The 18,044-nt window shown below is 73.2% G+C and carries 11 protein-coding genes; 5 read left to right on the top strand and 6 right to left on the bottom strand.

Annotated elements, in window-relative coordinates:
* Window positions 1–613: 613 nt before the first annotated feature.
* Window positions 614–1,261, bottom strand: a complete 648-nt coding sequence (locus tag QI554_RS03740; RefSeq protein WP_281465771.1) for a helix-turn-helix transcriptional regulator — start codon at window positions 1,259–1,261, stop codon at window positions 614–616.
* Between the two features lie 173 nt (window positions 1,262–1,434).
* Between QI554_RS03740 and QI554_RS03735 the strand changes: the two genes are divergently transcribed.
* A complete protein-coding gene (locus QI554_RS03735; protein WP_281465770.1) occupies window positions 1,435–2,715 on the top strand; it encodes a COG1470 family protein in 1,281 nt (426 codons plus the stop codon).
* Between the two features lie 216 nt (window positions 2,716–2,931).
* On the opposite strand, the gene QI554_RS03730 is transcribed toward QI554_RS03735, so the two are convergent.
* The 4 genes from QI554_RS03730 to QI554_RS03715 all read right to left on the bottom strand — a co-directional run bounded on the left by QI554_RS03730 (window position 2,932) and on the right by QI554_RS03715 (window position 10,527).
* Entirely contained in the window at window positions 2,932–5,571 is a 2,640-nt protein-coding gene (locus tag QI554_RS03730; protein ID WP_281465768.1) for a LuxR C-terminal-related transcriptional regulator, read from the bottom strand.
* A gap of 517 nt (window positions 5,572–6,088) precedes the next feature.
* On the bottom strand, window positions 6,089–7,057 hold the full coding sequence (locus QI554_RS03725; RefSeq protein WP_281465766.1) for a helix-turn-helix domain-containing protein: 969 nt from the start codon (window positions 7,055–7,057) through the stop codon (window positions 6,089–6,091).
* Window positions 7,058–7,207: 150 nt separating this feature from the next.
* Window positions 7,208–8,248 carry an alpha/beta hydrolase gene (locus QI554_RS03720; RefSeq protein ID WP_281465764.1) on the bottom strand — a complete coding sequence of 347 codons (1,041 nt, stop codon included), beginning with the start codon at window positions 8,246–8,248 and terminating at the stop codon, window positions 7,208–7,210.
* A 479-nt stretch (window positions 8,249–8,727) separates the two neighbouring features.
* On the bottom strand, window positions 8,728–10,527 hold the full coding sequence (locus tag QI554_RS03715) for a hypothetical protein (protein WP_281465761.1): 1,800 nt from the start codon (window positions 10,525–10,527) through the stop codon (window positions 8,728–8,730).
* 263 nt (window positions 10,528–10,790) lie between these two features.
* Between QI554_RS03715 and QI554_RS03710 the strand changes: the two genes are divergently transcribed.
* The 4 genes from QI554_RS03710 to cysC all read left to right on the top strand — a co-directional run bounded on the left by QI554_RS03710 (window position 10,791) and on the right by cysC (window position 16,263).
* Entirely contained in the window at window positions 10,791–13,274 is a 2,484-nt protein-coding gene (locus QI554_RS03710; protein WP_281465759.1) for a sensor histidine kinase, read from the top strand.
* 4 nt (window positions 13,275–13,278) lie between these two features.
* A complete protein-coding gene (locus tag QI554_RS03705; protein WP_281465757.1) occupies window positions 13,279–13,965 on the top strand; it encodes a response regulator in 687 nt (228 codons plus the stop codon).
* Between the two features lie 383 nt (window positions 13,966–14,348).
* Window positions 14,349–15,554, top strand: a complete 1,206-nt coding sequence (locus QI554_RS03700; protein WP_281465755.1) for a trypsin-like serine peptidase — start codon at window positions 14,349–14,351, stop codon at window positions 15,552–15,554.
* A 118-nt stretch (window positions 15,555–15,672) separates the two neighbouring features.
* Window positions 15,673–16,263, top strand: coding sequence for an adenylyl-sulfate kinase (cysC, locus tag QI554_RS03695; protein ID WP_281465753.1), 591 nt, complete (start codon window positions 15,673–15,675; stop codon window positions 16,261–16,263).
* A gap of 79 nt (window positions 16,264–16,342) precedes the next feature.
* Here cysC and QI554_RS03690 read toward each other — a convergent pair whose 3' ends face one another.
* A complete protein-coding gene (locus tag QI554_RS03690; RefSeq protein WP_281465751.1) occupies window positions 16,343–18,043 on the bottom strand; it encodes an MFS transporter in 1,701 nt (566 codons plus the stop codon).
* Between the last annotated feature and the right edge of the window lies 1 nt (window position 18,044).

Below are 18,044 nucleotides of genomic sequence, written 5' to 3'. Positions count from 1 at the left end.
GAGGGGGAGGCGGTGTGGAGACGCATCGGGTGCGTTGCGTCGCGGGGTTGCGGTCCCAGCGTGGTGGGGCGGGCGACCACCTTTGACGACCGGCGACCGGCCTTCTCGAGTCTTATATCGCACCAAATCGGTGTATTAAGGCGCCGAATCCCTATTGGCTTTGCGTCAAAAGAACCAAATGGCCACCTGGTTGCCATATGGTTCTTTTGAAAACGGTTTCCAGTAAGCCTGCGGCCGCAGCGCGTGGCGCGCCCCCGCCCCACGCCCGACCGGCACCGTCCGGCGACCACCACGCTGGGACCGCAGCGAGCAGCGCAACATGAATCAACGCGGCGCCACACTCCCCGCCCCTCCCGCTAGTTGCCAAGGTCGTTAGCGCGGACGGCCCGCGGGTCAAGCCGCCCCCATCACCCCGGGACAGGCCACCAGGACCGCGTCAGATCCACCGCGGCTTGACGCGCGGGACGGCCGCGCGAAAATCAAAAAGCGGGAGGGGCGGGAGGCCTCCGACAACGCAGCAGCTCAGGAACGGTGCAGCAGGAAAGCCAAGGCGAGGCAGCCCCACCGTCGAGGGCTGCCCCGCCCGAAATCAGCTACCCGTTGGCCGACCCCGTTAGATGAAGCCCTCCCGCACCGCGTACGCCACCGCGTGCGACCTGTTCCTCAGGTGCAACCTGGTGGTCACGTCGTGCAGGATGTTCTTCACCGTCCGCTCGGAGAACGCCAGTTCCCGCGCGATCTCCGCCGTGTCACTGCCCGCCGCGACGAGCCGCAACACGTCGACCTCCCGCGGGGCGAGCCCCGTGAACGCCAGTCCGCGCGGGTCCAGGACCTGCCGTTGGAGCCGCCCGACCTGGTCGAGGAGCCTGCCCAGCAGGTCCGCCGGAACGGTGCCCTCACCCCGGGCCGCGGCCCGGATCGCCTCGACGAGCCGGTCCGCCGTCGCCTCGGAGCGCCGGACCACGCCGACCACTCCGCACTCCACGACGGCGACCAGCCCCGCGTCGTCGATCTCCGCGCTCACCAGCACGGTCCGGGTCTCGCCGCCCCGTTGGAGGCGCCGCAGCCCCTGGACGGCGTCGTCGTCGACCCGGTCGACCGACACCACCACGACCTCGGCCAGCTCGGCCTCGTCGGCGGCCAGCAGCCGCAGTTCCGGCCGGTGCCGCAGGTGGGCCGTCAGCCCCGCCATCGACACCGGGTCCTGTACGTCAAGGTGGACCGGGGTCCGTGCCGTTCCGCTCGCTCCGTCGAATCGCACGTGCGCCTCCCAATGCCGGCCCGCCCCCGCAGGCTCCCCCGATCGGTTGCTCACCAGTGAACACCAGGGCAGTCATCGGGAACTCCACAAGGACTCAACGGGCACCGCGGCTGCCCGCAAGTGTGGCCGGAGGGCATGCGTTCGGCGCCCGTCCCGTTCCTAGGGTCGGCGGCATGACCACTTCAGCCCACCTGGAACCGGCGCTGTCGACGCTTCTCCCCGGCCAGGAGGCCCGGGTCGAGGTGACGCTGCGCAACGGCAGCGACGTCGTGGAGGCGTACCGCTTCGAGGTGTTGGGCGCCGCGGGCGAGTGGACCGCCGTGGAGCCGGAGACGCTGTCGCTGTACCCGGACACCTCGGGCTCGGTGACGCTCGTCATGCGGCCCCCTCGGGACGCGCGCGTGCCGTCCGGCGACGTCCCGTACGGCGTGCGGGTGCTGCCGCAGGAGCGACGTGAGACGGCGACCGTGCCGGAAGGCGTTCTGCGGATCGAGCCGTTCACCGATCTGACCGCCGAAATCACCCCGCGTCTCGGCACGTTCCGGCGCCGCAAGCGGCTCAAGGTCGCGGTCGACAACCGCGGCAACGCGCCCGCGAAGGTGCGGCTCGTGGTGCCGGCCGGGAGCGAACTGCTCACGGTGAAGGTGCCGTCGGAGCCGCTGCCGGTCGCCCCGGGCGCGGCGGTGTTCGTGCCGGTCACGGTGACGGCGAAGCGCCGGGTGTGGCGTGGGGCGCCGGTGTCCCACGCGGTACGGATCGCGGCACAGCCGGACGCCGGCGAGCCGGTCAACCTCGACGCGACGTGCATGCAGCTGCCGATGCTGCCCGCGGGGGCCGGCAAGGCACTCATCGCCGCGCTGGTCGCGGCGGGACTGCTGGCGGTCGCGTGGTTCGCGCTGCTCAAGCCCGCCGTACACAGTGCCGCGAAGAACGCCGTCAAGCAGGACGTCCAGACCGCGAAGGACCAGGCGGCAGGCGCCCAGCAGAAGGCCGCGAACGCGCAGAACGCGGCCGCCGCGGCGCAGGAGCAGGCCGCCGAGGGGGCCAAGGCCGGTTCGGCGGGTGCCGCGGCGGCCGCAGCGGCTGCGAGCCCGTCGGCGGCCGCCCCGGTGCTGTTCTCGCAGCGGCTGAAGGCCACGGCGGCAGCGGGCGCGGGCGGCAAGGAGTCCTACACGGTGCCGGCCGGCAAGACGCTGCGGCTGACCGACCTCGTGCTGGAGAACCCGCAGGGCGACTCCGGCACGGTGACGCTGACGATCGGCGACCGCGTCGTGGTGGCACCGGCCCTGGAGAACTTCCGCGAACAGGACTTCCACTGGTCGTCGCCGATCCAGGCGACGGAAAAGCAGACCGTGACGGTCACGGTGAACTGCCAGCAGGTCGGCAAGCCCGCCGTGGGCGCCGCACCGACGTCGTGCGTGGCCGCCGCGTTCTTCAGCGGCACGCTGGGCTGACAACGCCTCCGGCACGCGCACCCCTCCGACCCGGCCGGGGTCCCGCAAAGCTCCGGATCCATCCCCCGTTTGGTCACGGACGCACGTGTGGGACCCCGGCCGGCACCAGCTCGCACCGGGGGAAGCCAGACGTCACAAGCCAAAGTCTTGGACTCAGAGCGAACCTTCCCGGCAGGACCGCCGCGTTGAAGCCCAGGTCCCCGTCGCCCAGCCCCGTCAGTCGTCCCTTCCCCCGTGCGGTCTCAGCACCTCCGCGAGCTCCGCCCGTCCCGAGACCCCGAGCTTCGTATAGACGCTCGCCAGGTGGTTGTCGACCGTCCGAGGGGACAGCCCCAACCGCTCCGCTATCGCCCGCGTCGTCTTGCCGTCCGCCGCGATGACCGCGACCTCGTGTTCCCGCCGGGTCAGACCCGGCGCGGCGAGGCCGATGATCGCCGGCGTCCGCGCGCCCTGGCACTGGGCGGCCAGGGACCAGGCCCTCGACTCCGCGCCGCGGGCCGCGCCGCCCGCACCGGATGACCGGTAGACCGCCGACGCCGCCGCGGCCGCCTCGGCGGCGAACAGCAGGAACCCGAGCCGCGCGAACTCCTTCGACACGGCCTCGAGTTCGGCGCCCGACCGATATGCCGCCGCACGAACGTGCGCGACGCACGCCGCCGCCAGCGGACCCTCCAGATGCCCGGCCAGTTCGTTCACCGTGTCGACGACGGTCGCCGCCGCGCCGAGCCGGGCCACGTCGTGGAGGGCCAGGAACGCGAACCCGCCCAGCCCGTCGTCGCGCATCGCGGCCGCGCCGCGCTGCGCGAGCAGGACCGCCTGCGACGCGTCCCCCGCGGCGGCGGCCACCCAGGGCCGGGCCAGTTCCGCCCAGCGGTCGTACACGTACTGGCCCTCGACCGCGCCCCGGTCCGCGGCCGCCAGCAGTTCGCGCGCGCCGGCGACGTCGCCCGCCAACGCCGCGGCGTGCGCGGCTCCGCCGAGGTGCGAGGTGTCGAAGTAGCCCTCGCCCCGCGCGGAGGTGCTGCGCCGGAACAGCCTTTGCGCCTCCCCGACCTGACCCCGCCACAGGAGGACCGCGCCACGCATGGCGTCGATCGACCGCTGCGCGATCGGCCAGTCGCTGTCCTCGCCGACGATCTCGGCGAACCGTGCCGTGGACCGGTCGGCACCGTCGAGGTCGCCGTACCAGAACGAGGCCGCGTAGTCGGCCATGCACAGCGGCATGGCCTCCGTCGGGTCGGAGTCGCGCCAGTCGGCGATGGCGTCGAGCAGTCGCCAGCCCTCGTCGGCGGCCGCCCGTGCCGCGTCGGCGCGACCCATATAACTGAGCGCCACCGCGTTGTTGGCGAGCACCGCGGCGTGCAGCCGGTCGCCGAGAGGGGGTTCGGCGAGCAGGTCCATGCCCATGTGCAGGGCGCTGACGTAGTCGCCGCGGGTGCCGACCAGCACCATCCTTCGCCTGCGCAGTTCCTGACGCAGCGCCGCATCGGCCACCCGTTCCTCGGCCTCGGCCAGCACGGTCTCCGCGTCGCTGATCCGCCGCAGGCCCCAACTCAGGTTGTGGGCACGGACGATCGCGTGCTGCGTGCGTTCCTGGTCGGTGCTGAGGCGCTGCGCGCAGTCGGCGAGCAGCTGGGCGGCCTCCTCGTACTGCTCGGACCAACTCAGCACTGTTGCAAGCAGGATCTCGGCGGTGACGCCGCCGCCCGCCGCGCAGGCCGCGCGGCCGAGCCGTACCGCGAGCGGGTAGTCCGCGGCGACCCAGGCGAGCCGGCAGCCGGTCAGCATCGCCGCAGCGTCATGCGCGGTACCGCTCTCCAACCGCCACACCGCGAGCCTCAGCGCGTCCTCGCGGCGGTGCGCGCCGACAACCGAGACGGCGTCGGCGAGTTCGCGGTACCGGCGACGCGCACGCACCTGCGGGCAGCGGGCGCGGATGGCCTCCGCGTACAACGGGTGCGCGGAGCGGACACGGGTCCGCATGCCGTCGTGCTCGACCCGGATGAGCTGCCGGGCCTCGGCGGCCTCAAGGGAGGCGACGCCGGTGAGACCGAGCAGCAGGTCGAACTCGATGGGCTCGCCGAAGGCCACCAGCTCGACGACCTGCAGGACGTCGTCGCCGAGTTGGCCGACCCGGTCGTCGACGAGCTCGGCCAGCCGCGACTCGGGCAGCAGGCCGTCGTCCCAACGCCACTGGCCGTCGCGCCGCGCAAGCGCGCCGCTTTCCATGCCGGAACGCACGAGCTCGCGCAGGAACAGGGCGTTCCCCTGCACCCGCGTGCACAGCCTGCGCAGCGTACGGCGTTCGACGTCGCCGAGGGCCGCGGTCAGCACGGCGGCGGTCTCCTCGACGGTGAACGGCGCGAGGTCGACGCGCGGCAGGATGTCGTCGCGCCACAGCCGGGCGAGCGAGTCCGGGGCGGGCTCGCCGGTGCGCACGGTCACCAACAGCCGCGCGCAGCCGGACCGGGCGAGATGGTGCAGCAGGCCGACGGAGACCGAGTCCAGCAGATGCCCGTCGTCGACGCGGAGCACCAGGTCGCGTCCGTCGGCGGCCTCGACGAGCGCGTCGGACGCCCAACGCAGCACGTTGACGGCAGTGCCGTCAGGGATCCGCACGGGCAACAGGTGCGCCATCGCACCGAACGGCAGCGACCGCGTCGCCGACGTGGCCACGACATCCAGAACCCGATACCGCCGGGCGTCCAGCCGCGCCGCGGCCTCCGCCGTGAGTCTGGTCTTCCCGACCCCCGCGGGCCCGGCCACCACCAGCCCCCGCCTCCCGGGCCCCGCCACCGCGGCCCCGGCCTGGTCGAGCGCGTCCTCACGGCCCACGAACGGCCACAGCATCCCCATGGCGCGATCGTAGGCCGGTCCGACCCCACGTTCGACAGTGCCCCGCACACGCAGCGCCATCGGGCCTGTTGGCTCAGTGACCGTTCCCCGACGTACGGCCATGCCCGGCAAGGCCATTGACGACCCGTCAGTCACCCCGAAGGGCGTGCCCCCGGCGGAGCCGGATACCAGGCACGGACCTCAGGCGCCAACAGGCGTCGGACGTCCGCAAGCACACCCGAGCGAGGCTCCGGCCCCCGTCCGCCGCACACGATCCCCACCCCGCCCGCACGCTCCTTCGGGGGGACCGCGACGCTGACGCGAACGTGGGAGACGGACGCGGCCGAAGGAGGTTGGACACGGGACGCAGGCCACGGGACGTCCCGGGACCGCGCCCGCCTTCCCCTGTATGGCGGGCGCGGTCCGTTGGGGGGTGAGCACCGCGGGCGCGGATATCGCGCAGCCCCCGGTTCGGGTGCCGCGCGGGCGCGGTCCCGGTCGGCCAGTCTTGCCGAGCGGCCATCGCATCGGGTTGACGTCAGGCGCCGGGTTGTTGACCCCACGCGCCAAACTCCCGGTAGGCGCCCGGCGGCATGCCGTACGCGGTGCGGAACGCCCGGGAGAAGTCCGACGCGTGCGTGAACCCCCATCGGGCGGCCAGTGCCGCGACCGGCTCGTGGCGCAGGGCCGGGTCGGCGAGGTCCCGGCGGCAGCGTTCCAGGCGGCGACTGCGGATCCAGCCGGCGACGCCGACGCCCTGGTGCGTGAACAACCGGTGCAGTTGGCGCAGCGAAATGTGGTGCGCGGCGGCCACCGTGGCCGGGGTCAGGCTCGGGTCGCCGAGCCGTTGTTCGATGAACGCGTGGATCCGTACGAGCTGTTCGCGGCGGCGAGTGTCCGGGCACAGCGCCCGCTCGGCGTCCAGCCGCTGGGCGACGAGCGCCGCGACGAGGTCGACCAACACGGTTCCCAGGCGCGCGGATTCGGCGACGCCGAGGCTGTCCTCGCCGCGCGCGAGGCGCGTCATCATGTGCGCGGTCACCGCTGCCGTCCCGGTGCACGGCATGCGGGCGCCGACCAGCGCGTCCACCTGCCCTTTGGGCAGCGGCATCAGAGCACGCGGTATGGAGACGGTGAGAATGCCGCGACGTTCGGGCAGCTCCGCGCGGCTCGGCAGCGAGCTTGCGCTCAGCACCAGTTCGCCCGCCTGGACGATCTCCTGGCCGCGGGCCCGACTCACGCCGATCGGGCCGCCGAGCGGCATGGACAGCAGGTACACCTCGGGGTCGGCGCGGCGCACCATCGCGGGCGTGCGTACGGCGACGAGCGGAGGCGTGGACATCATCGACGTGTGCACCGCGCCGAACTCGACGACGCGCATACGCGCGCGGAAGTCGTCGTCGCGCGGCACCGCGATGTGCGTCGGCAGGGTGACGCGGTCGGTCAGGTCACGCCACCACTCGAGGCGTTCGGCAGGCGGCTGGTCGCGACTGCTGAAGTCGGTCACGATCATCCCGTGGTGCCCCCCGTCGGCACAGGGCCGCACTGACACGGCCTGATCGCTGTGGATGCTGCCAAGGTGGCACGTGCCGCGGCAATGTGGAATCGATCACGAGGCCGCTGACCTGGGATTATGACGCAGCCGACCACATGACAACTAAGCGGTCGACTCGGATGCTTCGGGGTCCTCGCCGACGGACAGGCACAGCGCCGCGACGTCGGCGATGAACCGGTCACCGCACGCCCCGGCCACCGGGGAGACGGTGTCGAGCGTCAAGTACCCGTGCACCATGCCGGGTTCCCGACGAGCCTGCACCGGGACGCCTGCCTTGCCCAGCCGTTCGGCGTACGCCTCGCCCTCGTCGCGCAGCGGATCGTGCTCGGCGGTCGCGACCACGGCGGGCGGCAGGCCGGTGAGGTCGGGGACGAACAGCGGGCTGACGGCCGGGTCCGCGCGCAGCGCCGGGTCGGGCACCCAGTTCTCGGCGCCCCAGGCCACCGCGTCGGCGTCGAGGCCCCATCCGCTGCCCTTGGCCGCGACGCTCGGGCAGGACAGTGTCAGGTCGGTGTTCGGGTACGCGAGCGCCTGGCCGGCGGGCAGAGGGCCGCCCTCGTCCCGCAGGCGGAGGCAGACCAGGGTCGCGAGGTGCCCGCCGGCACTGTCACCCGCGACGACGACCGGCCGGACAGGTCCACCGAGTTCGACGGCACCGCCGGGATCGGTGGTCCCGCCGAGGGCCCAACGGACCACTGCGACACAGTCGTCGACCGCGGCCGGATACGGATGCTCGGGCGCCCGCCGGTAGTCGACGGCGAGCACGGCGGCGTCGGCCCCGACGGCCAGGCGACGGCAGAACCGGTCGTGCGACTCGAGGTCGCCGATGGTCCACATGCCGCCGTGGAAGTAGACGACCAGCGCGACGGATTGGGGCCGGGGCCGGTACAGGCGCACCGGCACCCCGCCGGGCTCCACGACGAGATCCCGGACGACGCCGACCGCGGGCCCCGGCGGACGCAGCACGGCCCGCCGCCGCGCCCCGGCCCGGAGCTCGACCGCCCCGATCTCCCGTACGGACGGCCCGGGTTCGGCACGGACGGCATGCAGGTAGGCGGCGAGCTCGCCGTCCGCGACCGCGGCACGCAGCGCGGAGTCAGGCCCGTCAGATCCGGTCGGCGCTTCGGAAGATCGTCCAGCCATCGCCCCAGGATGCCAGGAGGGGAACGAGGGCCGACAGGACCCAGAGCGCGGCCCGTTCGGCACTGAACACCGGACGGAACGCGGGGCGGCCTGCCGCCGCCTGCAACGGGGTTGGCCTCCCCGCCGGACGGGACTCCGCGCGGCAGCAACGTCTTCGATCAGCACCGTTGTCGGTGGCCTCCCGCCTCTTCCGCTTTCGATTTTCGCGCGGCCGGCCCGCGCCTCAAGCCGCGCCGAACCATCGACATCAACGGCGGTCTGTCCCGGGGTTGAGGGGGCGGCTTGACCCGCGGGCCGTCCGCGCTGAACATCCTTGGCACCTGCGGGAGGGGCGGGAGATCTGGCGACACTCCCGGGGCTCGCACCGCAAAGCCGGCCTCCTCCGCGTGGAAGCCGCACGCGAAGCCCACCCGGCCCCGGGTCCGCCCCGGTGGGGCAGTCTGCCGGCCGCAAGACCGCGCCTCACCCCACCCGCCGGCTCAGCACTGCACGATCAGCCCCGTCAGCACCGAGCACGTCGCCCCGTCCGTGTTGTTCGTCGTCACCGGGTCCGTCGGCGTCGCGCCCGAACTCACCGCGGTCACGGTCAGGTTCGAGCCGATGGTGAGCAGCCCCGGGGAGAACTTCACCGACTTCTGCGCGTTCGCACCTGGAGCGATCGCGCCCATGGTGCACGTCACGGTCCGGGCACTCGTGTTGACCGTGCAGCCCGCCGCGACCGGGTTGGTGAAGCCTGACGGGTAGCTGAACGTCAGCGTCGACCCCGTCGTCGCCGCCGAGCCCACGTTGTCCACCTTCGCGGTCACCGTCACGGTCGGCAGGAGCAGCCCGCTCACCGCCGCGGTCGTCGTCACGGCCAGGTCCGGGGTCGGCGGCCCCTGGACCGCGATGGACACGCCCGCCGCCGCGATCGACGTCACCCTCGTCAGGTACGCCGCACACGGGGCTGTTGCCGCGACCGCGCAGGCCCGTCCGGGGCTGGTCCGGCCGTCGGTTGTGCCCGTGCCGAGTTCGCCCTGGGTGTTGCCGCCCCACGTGTACAGGTCGCCGTTCGTGAGCACGGCCATCGTGTGGTCGAGCCCCACCGCGACCTTGGCCACGCCCGTCAGGTGGCCCGCGCACGGCGAGGTCTGTCCCGGGGCGCACACCGCGACCGGGGTGGCATGCGAGTCGGTCGTGCCGTCGCCGATCTTGCCGGTGCCGCCGTCGCCCCACATGTACAGGTTCCCGGCGCCGTCGAGGGCCGCGAAGGTGTTGCTGTGGCCGTACACCTTGGTGATCCCGGCGAGGTGGCTGCCGCAGGGCGCCGTCGCGCCGACCGCGCAGACCTGGCTCGGGGTGAGGGCGGGCCCGTTGGTGCCGTCGCCGATGCCCGCGTAGCCGGTGCCCCACGCGTACGCGGCGCCGGTCGTCGTCGCGGCGATGCTGTGGCCGCTGCCCGTCGCGACGGACACCGCGTTGTCGAGGTACGCCGCGCACGGCGCGGTCTGCCCCGGCGCGCAGACCCGGACCGGGGTGCTGCGGTCGGTCGTGGTGCCGTCGCCGAGTTGGCCGGAGTCGTTGGCGCCCCAGGCGTATACGCGTCCGGCGGCGTCGAGGGCGAGCATCTGGTTCGAGGCGTAGCCGCCTGGCGAGATCGCGACGATGCCGCTCAGGTACTGGCCGCACGGCGCCGTCGCCCCGACCGCGCACACGCGCGTCGGCACGCCGTGCTCCGCCGTCGTGCCGTCGCCGAGCTGCCCGCGCCCGTTGGCGCCCCAGGCCGCGACGGTGCCGTCGTTGAGCAGCGCGTACGACGCGGCGCTCATCACGGCGACGTCGCGCGCACCGGTCAGGAACTGCGCGCACGGGCGCCCCGTACTCACGGCGCCGACCGCGCACACCGGAACCGGGACCACGCGGTGCGTCGTGGTCCCGTCGCCGACCCGCCCGTTGAAGTTCTTGCCCCACGCGAGCACGGCGCCGTCGACGACGGCCGCTCCGGTGCTGGACGACGCGCTGACCGCCGTCGCCCCCGCGAGCGGGTCGGGGCACGGTCCGGCCGGGTCACTCCCCACCGGGCACACCGGCAGCGGCACCGGCTGCGCACCGACCGCGGGCCGTCCGAGGTTCGCGCCGAACGACTGGCCCCAGCTGAACACCGTGCCGGCCGTCCCGGTCTCCGCACTGGTCGCGGGCGCCGCCGCGATCCCGAGCACGCACAACGCGAGCGTGCACAGCAGGGACCACAGCGACCGGTTCGCGGACGCGGCTCTGTGCGTGCCGATGACTCTGCCCATGCCGTGCGGCCTCCCCAGACGCGCGCCGATCGGGACCGGCGCCCGCCGGATCCCCCCACGGGACACTGTGACGGGAGTGCCTTGGGAGGAACGGGAGTTCTCGGCAAGCGACCGAAATTGCCCGCGTGGCGTCCGTTCGGTTTCGACCGCGCCCACACCCGACGGCGCACGGCACCACACCGCACCGCACGACGCCGCGGACCGCGGACCCCGCTCCCCGAAAGATCCGGCGGCGGTGCCGCGGTCGGCCGCATCATGGGTGCGTGGGGGGATTCCCGAAGCGCCCGCCGCGTGCCGTGCGACCGGAGCAGCCGGAAAACGCGTACACGCCGAGGGCCAGGCGCCGGCCCGCGCTGCCGCTGGTGGTCGCGGGTCTCGTCGTCGCGTTCGGGGTCGCCGTCTCGGCGCTGTCCCTCGACCGGGTGTCCGACGGCACCTCGGTGCCGCTCGGCTGGTCGTACTGGCAGGACGACCGCGTGGGCCCCGACCTGCCGATCGGCTCCCACCAGGGCCCGGACGGCCTGCGGCGCGGGGACGTCGTGATCGCGATCGACGGGCACCGGCTCGGCACCCGCGAGGCGGAGCACGTCGCGGAGCCGCGACTCGGCGGCACCGTCGTCTACGAAGTGCTGCGCGACGGCGGCGTCGAGCAGGTGCGTGTACCGCTGCGCCGCCCCTCCCCCGTCGACCTCATGGTGTCGGCGTGGGGCGACCTGGCCTTCATCGTCATGTACCTGCTGATCGGCATCGCGCTGTACCTGCGCCGCCCCGACGAACCGGTGACCAAGCCGCTGTTGATCGCCTCGGCGCTGATGTTCTGCAGCGTCGCCGTCGAGACCATGGGCCTGCCTCTGGTCCAAGTGGCCGCCGGCGGCACGCCGTTGTGGCTGTACCTCGCCGCGACGGTCGGCGCGCTCGGGCTCGCGATGGGCGCGAACACCGTGGCCGCGCTGAACTTCCCCGCGCCGACGTCCTGGGTGCGGCGGCGCCGCTGGGTGCGGGCCGGGTGCTGGATCGGCATGCCCGCGCTCATGGGCGGCTGGGCGGTGTACGCGCTCACCAGGCACGGCGGCCGGTACCACCAGCTGGAGACGCTGATGGTCGGGCGAACCATGTTCGGCGGCGTGTCCATGGTCGCGAGCGCCCTCATCGGCCTGATCAACTTCCGCAGCCAGAAGAGGCGTTCGCAGCGCACCCGGCTGCTGTGGGTGGGCACCACCGGCGCGCTCTCGGTCACCGCCAACGCCGTGCTGTGGCAGCTGCCCGAAGTGTTCGTCGGGCACGGCCTGTTCCCACCGCGCCTTCAAGGGCTCGCCGGGGTCATCTACCTGTTCGGCCTCTACATGGCCATCTCCCGCGACCAGCTGTGGGGCCTCGGCAAGCTGGTCAACCGCACGGTGGTGTACGCCGCGACCGCGGGCGGCCTGGTCGGCCTGTACCTGCTGTGCGTCGTCGTCCTCGACCACCTGGTGGCCGCGAGCGACACCGCCGCGTCGGCGATCGCCGCCGTCGTGGTCGCGCTCGTCCTCAATCCCCTGCGCCGCTTCCTCGGACGGGCCGCCAACCGCGTCATGTTCGGCGACCGCGCGGACCCGGCGGCGGCGCTCGGCAAGCTCGGCGACCAGCTCGCGGGCGTGCTGATCCCGTCCCAGGTGCTGCCCCGGGTGACGGACACCGTGGCGGCGTCGCTCAGACTCCCCTACGTGTCCATCGAACTCGCCGATCCCACTGGCGAGTTCCGTGTCGCCGCCGAGACCGGGCGGCCGCTCGGCGCCCTGCACACCGAACCGCTGCGCCACCAGGGCCGCACCATCGGCCGACTGGTCGCCTCCACGCGCGAGCACGACGAGCCGTGGGACCCGGACGACATCGACGTGCTGACCCGGCTCGCCCAACAGATAGGCGTGGCCGCCTACGCCGTGCTGCTCCACGAGGACCTGCAGCGCTCGCGCGCGGCCGTCGTCGCGTCGCGCGAGGACGAACGGCAGCGCCTGCGCCGCGACCTGCACGACGGGCTCGGCCCGGCACTCGCCGCGATCGTGCTCAAGGCCTCGATCGCCCGCAAGGTGGTGGGCGACCCCGCCGCGTCCGCAAACGGCGACGGCGAACTCGGCGGCGAGACCGAGGTGTTCGCCGCCTCCGACGGTCGGCGCGCGGCGCACGGCCCGAACACCGCCGTCGCCGCCGTGTCCGCGGCGGCGATCCTCGACGACATCGCCGCCGAGGCCCGCAGCGCGATCGAGGAGATCCGGCACCTCGTCGAGGCGTTGCGCCCGCCGGCCCTCGACCAGCTCGGCCTCGTCGACGCGCTCCGGGCCCGCGCGGACGCCCTCAGCTCCGCAACCGAGTTCCGCGTCGAGGGGCCGGACACCGCGCCGGTGCTGCCGGCGGCGGTCGAGGTCGCGGCGTACCGGATCGCGCTGGAGGCGATGACGAACACCGCGCGGCACGCGGGCGCGCGGCGCTGCACCGTCCGGATCACCGCGGGTGAACTGCTCGAGGTCGAGATCCGTGACGACGGCACCGGGATCGGCCGCACGCACACCGCCGGAACCGGGCTGCACTCGATGGCGGAGCGGGCCGCGGAGATCGGCGGCACGTGCACCATCGCGTCCGGCCCGTCCGGCGGCACCGCGGTGCGGGCACTGCTGCCCCTGCCCGGCGCCGCCCCGGGTCCGCTGCCCGGCACGATGCCGGGCCCCCTGCCGGGACCGCTGCCGGATTCCGGCTCCCCCAACGGAGGTTGACGCCATGGCGCCGATCCGCGTGCTGTTCGCCGACGACCACCCGGTGTTCCTGTCCGGGTTGCGGCTGCTCGCCGAGACGTCCGGCGACCTGACCGCGGTCGGCTTCGCGCACTCGGGCGGCGAGGCGGTCGAACTCGCCCTGGAACTCCGCCCGGACGTCGTCGTGCTGGACGTCAACATGCCGGGCACCACGGGCATCGCCGCGGCCCGCCGCCTGGCCGTCCAGGCGCCGGACATCGCGGTGCTGATGCTGACCATGTTCGACGACGACGAGACGGTCTTCGCGGCGCTGCGCGGCGGCGCCCGCGGCTACGTCCTCAAGGGCGCGGGCCCGGACGAACTCCTGTCCGCCATCCGCGCCGTCGCCCACGGCGAGGCGGTGTTCGGCTCGACGCTCGCCACCCGGATGCTCGGCCACTTCCGCGAACTGGGCGCCCTGCGGCCGTTCCCTGAGCTCACCGACCGCGAGCACGACGTCCTCGAACTGGTCGCGCAGGGCCTGCCGAACGCCGCGATCGCCCGCCGCCTGGCGCTCAGTGAGAAGACCGTCCGCAACCACGTGTCGAACATCCTGACCAAGCTCCAGGTCGACCGCCCCCAGGCGATCGTCCGGGCCCGCGAGGCGGGCCTGGGCACGGGTCCCGGCGACGCGGTGAACGGGTCGGCGGCGGACGGGCCTTCGGCGGGGTAGTGCGCGGGGCCCCACGTTCGGGCATCCGTGTCCCGGCATCCCTTGCGCCCCCGCGCCCCCGCGCCCCTTGCGTTCCTGCGTCCTCATGTCTCCGCGTCGCCGTGGTCCCCGTGTCCCAAGACGGGACACCCGTCCCATGACACCGGGACAACGCCCGCGCCAGGCTTGACCTCGGTGGCGGTCCTCCCCGGGGGAGTGGGAGAAGGACCGGCGAAGGCGGGGGAGTCCGTGGCAGGCCCGCCGGCCCGCAGGGCCGCCACCAGCCACGGGTCTTCCCCATGTCGTTGTCCGGCACCTTCGCGGGCCGCCACGGCACCGCCATGCCGGTGGTGGCCGCAGATCGGGGAACCACCGTGCCACACACACCAGGAGGCCGCTTCGGCGTGCCTCGGCCGAGCCGTTTCCGGGGTCGAACCCGAAGCCGAGCCGGAACCCGAAAGGGAACGAGCGGCCGAACCCGCAGGGGAACCCCCAGCCGCACCCGGGCCACCGCGCTGCTGTGCGCGCTCGTCCTGCTGCTCGGGCTCAGCGGATGCAGCGCCGTCAAGAAGGCCGCCGGGAAGAAGAGCCCGTCGCCGTCGGCGTCCGCGTCCCCGTCCGGCGACGCCGCGAAGGTCACCGAGGACCACGCGGCGGCGTACCGCGACCCGGACACCGGGAAGCTGCTCACCGCCGACGAGGCCAAGGACCCCAAGCGCGTCCAGGACGTGCTCAAGCGCTACTGGACACCCGAGCGCGTCGCCGCCGCGATCGCCGCGACGGGTCCGGTCGGCGGCGCCCCCGAGCCCAGCTCCGCGGCGACCGCCGGCCCGGTCGACGACCCGGGGCACGAGCAGATCTCGGGCCCGGCCGCCGCACCCGGCGGCGGGTCGGTGGGGCGGGCCTCCCCCGTACTGCCGTCCGCCGGCGGGGCCATCCCGAACGCGTCAGGCAAGCTGTTCTTCCACGTCCCCGGCGGGCGTGACGGCACCTGCTCGGCGGCGGCCGTCAACAGCGCCTCCCGGCGGCTGCTCGCCACCGCCGGCCACTGTGTGCACGGCGGCAAGGGCGGCCAGTGGATGGAGAACACGATGTTCGTCGCCGGCTACCGCGGCGGCACGGCGCTCAACTTCACCGCCGCGTTCCCGGCGTACCAGTCGCGCACGTTCACCGCGTGGATCCAGGAGGGCAGCCAGGTCAAGTACACGACCGAGCGGGCCTTCACCCACGACGTCGCGTTCATCACGACCATGAACGGCTTCGACGGACGCCGGATCGTCGACAAGTACGGCGGCTACGGCATCAGGACCGGCCCCTACCCGATCTCCCCGACGAGCGTGCGGCTGCTCGGCTACCCCGACGCGTTCGACAAGGGCGGCGTCGAGCAGGAGTGCGTCTCCGACGTCCGCCTCGACAAGGCCCGCATCGCCGTCGACTGCGGCATGGGGCCGGGGTCGAGCGGCGGGCCGTGGGTGTGGAAGTTCCCCAACGTCGGATGGATCGTGGGCGTGACGTCGACCGGCGCGATCCGGCCCGCGATCGAGCAGAGCGCGCGCTTCGGGTCGGACGTGTGGACGATGTTCCAGGCGCAGGCCGGTACCGCTCCGTAAGCCCGTCGCCGCTGCCCACGTACTGAACCGTTCCGCCCGCCTCGCGCCGATCGAGGTACCGTCCCCGGAGCACACAACGGGCACCGGGGACGGTCGGTACGAACGGAGCGGCAGCGACATGAGCAGCACGAACGTGGTGTGGCACGACAGCGGCGTCACCCGCGCCGACCGCCCCGGTCGGGGCGCCACGGTGTGGTTCACCGGCCTGTCCGGCTCCGGCAAGTCGACGGTGTCGGTGGTGGCCGAGCGGCTGCTCGTCGAGCGCGGCGTCGCGGCGTACCGGCTGGACGGCGACAACGTGCGGCACGGCCTCAACGCGGACCTCGGCTTCGGCGAGACGGACCGTACCGAGAACATCCGCCGGGTCAGCGAGGTCGCGCGGCTGTTCGCGGACGCGGGCGTCGTCGTGCTGGTGCCGGTGATCAGCCCGTACCGCGCCGACCGGGACCGGGCCCGCGAGCTGCACGACAAGGACGGGCTGCCGTTCCTCGAGGTGTTCGTCGACACCCCGATCGAGGAGTGCGAGCGGCGCGACCCCAAGGGCCTGTACGCCAAGGCCCGCGCGGGCGAGATCCGGGACTTCACCGGCATCGACGCCCCGTACGAGGCCCCGCTCTCCCCCGAGCTGCGGCTGACCCCGGCGGACGGCGGACCGGAGGAGCAGGCGGCGCGGCTGGTCGCGGAGCTGGACCGGCTGCTGGGCGCCTGACGCGAAGCCCGCCGAGGCACGAACGGGAAGGGCCCCGGGACCGTGAGGTCCCGGGGCCCTTCCGTGTGGTGACGCTGTGTCAGGCGTCGACGGTCTCGCGCGCCTCGGTGTCCGGCGTGGCACCGTCGTGCCCGAGGCCGCCGGTCGCCTTGGTGCGGCCGTGCTTCATGAAGATCGCGATGGCGAGGCCGATGAGGCCGACGACGACCGCGAGCCAGAAGCCCTGGACGTACGCGTTCTCGGTGTAGACCTGCGGGATCACGTTGGTGGTGACCTGCTGCGTCATCGGGTTCTTGACCGACACCTCGAACTCGTTGCGCGTGAAGATCGGCGAGAGGCACGCGACGCCGACCGACGCGCCGAACGACTGGGCGACGACCAGCATGCTGGACGCGATGCCCTGCTGCTCCTGCGGAACCGCCTCGATCATCAGGTTCGGGGCGGCCGCGTAGTACATGCCGAAGCCGAGGCCGTAGACGATGCCGCAGATGAGCATCAGCTGCCAGTTGTCGTGCAGGAAGACGTACATGAGCGCGCCGGCCGACAGCAGCGACATGCCCGCGATCATCGGGGTGCGCAGGCCGACCCGCTGGCCCCAGGCACCGGCGACGGGGCCGGAGATCATGCTGCCGATGGACTGCCAGATGGCCAGGTGCAGCGCCATGGCGAGCATCGAGAAGCCGAGTGCGTAGCCCATACCGTCGTTGAAGGTGATGCCGTGCTTCACGCCCTCGACGATCGCGGGGATCATCGCGTCGGGCGCGCCCTGCGCCTTCGCGCCGGCCTCGGTCTGCTGCACGATGCCGCCGGTGATCTGACTCTTCAGGTCGCCGGCCTCGGGGGTCTGCGACATGTACGAGGTCAGGTAGTTCTGCACGCCGATGATCATGTTGGCGAGGAACGCGATCGCCAGGACCGCGGCCACCTTCGGCGCGGTGAGCAGCTTCATGTCGATCAGCGGCTGGTCGACGCGCTTCTCCCACAGCGCCCAGACCGCGAGGACGGCGACGCCGCCGACCGCGTAGCCCCAGGCCGTCGGCTTGCCCCAGCCCCAGTTCTCGCCCTGGCTGATGTAGAGCAGGATCATCGCGAGGCCGGCGCCGAGGACGACCGCGCCGACGTAGTCGAGCTTCTGCTGCACGCGGAGCTTGGACTCCGGGACGAACGCGACGAGCAGCGGGATCGCGACGACCATGAAGATCGCCAGGAACCAGAACAGCGAGCGCCACGAGAAGTGGTTGGTCAGCACGCCCGCCAGGATCGGCGCGAGCGCGGCGGAGAGGCCGAGGCCGGTCGCCGAGACGCCGATCGCGACCGGCACGAACTTACGCGGCATCAGGTCGCGGATCAGGCCGTAGACGATCGCGGTCATGCCGAACGCGACGGCCTGCAGGCCGCGGCCGATCAGGAACAGCGACCACGTGCTGGTGGTGGCGCACAGCACGGTGCCGGCCAGGAAGGCGACGCTGGTGACGAGCAGCATCTTCTTCTTGCCGTACAGGTCGGAGAGCTTGCCGATCAGCGGGCTGATCGCGCCGCCGACCAGACCGAGGATGACGATCATCCACGATATGCCCTCACCCGCGGACGGGAAGCTCGGCGCGATCTTGGGAACCGCGGCGGAGATCATCGCGTACTGGAGAGGGACGACCTCGGAGAACAGGACGATGATCGCGAGGATCGCGAAGAGCCGGCCCTTCGAAGCGCCGTCGAGCCGTCCGGTGTCGTCGTCGGAGACCTGCCGGGGAGGTCCTGCTGGGGTTTCTGCGGTCTCAGACATG

Source organism: Yinghuangia seranimata (assembly GCF_029953285.1).
Lineage (GTDB): Bacteria > Actinomycetota > Actinomycetes > Streptomycetales > Streptomycetaceae > Yinghuangia > Yinghuangia seranimata.
This window is presented reverse-complemented; position numbering and strand designations above follow the sequence as displayed.